Source organism: Geofilum rubicundum JCM 15548, assembly GCF_000974365.1.
GTDB lineage: Bacteria > Bacteroidota > Bacteroidia > Bacteroidales > Marinilabiliaceae > Geofilum > Geofilum rubicundum.
The window spans coordinates 1-944 of sequence record NZ_BAZW01000182.1 but is presented as its reverse complement, the minus strand read 5'-3'; the positions used below and the strand labels follow the sequence as shown (position 1 = coordinate 944).

Below are 944 nucleotides of genomic sequence, written 5' to 3'. Positions count from 1 at the left end.
CTCCTTTGACCAGCACCATCAAATCTTATCCTTTCAGGGTAAAATGCAAGGTTTCTGAAAAGATGGGATCTATCGCCTTGGACCAAATACGGTGCATTGATAAAAGCCGGTTGGCAAAAAAAATGGATCAGTTATCTACTGTTGAGATTTCAAAAGTAAAGCGAATATTGGAAGAAATGCTGATAAAATAATCCCATTAGCTCTAACGATGCATTGGCACATCGTTAGAGCCAGCCACCCCTACTATTCCCACGAATCGTTGTAAGCCTCGTAAATGGTCCGCTTCAGCGAAGTATTTTTAAAAGTCACACCCTGCGTATTCATCGTCACCACACAATCGATACCATTGAGCGGAAACATCTCAATCTGAATCAGCACCCCCTGATTGGCCGAGTTGGAAATACTGCCATTTTTACCGTAATACTCACCATGCAACTCCATACTTTCAATGCCTTGATCCAACCCGATGCGGTTCTCCTTCATGATGTCCCGCTGCTCCTGGCTCAATAAAACCTCAGAATGCTCAAAGTACGCATTCACAGCCGCCATTTCAATCGTGGTCATAAAAAAGCCGCCTCCGCCAGCCATGGCCGTCCAGTCGAAGTAATACGCCCCATTGCCACTGTTCTGATTGCCCACATTGTAGTAAAGCGTACTTACCATTCTCACCTCCGGCACACAATCAATATTATTCAAACCAATGGGTTGAAACACATTTTGCAACATGTAAGCCTGATAGACAAACTGCGTATTGGCATCACTGTTAAGATCCACCGCCGGCGCATCCGGCATACCACTCCAAAGAGAAGGAATCAGAATTCTAAAAAGCGCAAAATTCACATTCAAATAATTCCGGTTCTTACTGTTCACCACCCCCGTTTCAATGCACGACTTAATGCCCGCATAACTCAGCGTATTCGAAAAATCCGTATTGGTACTCTGCA

General features: G+C 44.5%; 2 protein-coding genes. One reads left to right on the top strand and one right to left on the bottom strand.

All coding sequences use genetic code 11. From position 1 onward, the window contains the following. A partial coding sequence (locus JCM15548_RS20670; RefSeq protein ID WP_162198314.1) for a type II toxin-antitoxin system PemK/MazF family toxin occupies nt 1–191 on the top strand: 191 nt, incomplete at its 5' end. Between the two features lie 52 nt (nt 192–243). On the opposite strand, the gene JCM15548_RS22105 is transcribed toward JCM15548_RS20670, so the two are convergent. Further along, on the bottom strand, nt 244–944 hold a 701-nt coding region (locus JCM15548_RS22105), incomplete at its 5' end, for a hypothetical protein (protein WP_162198313.1).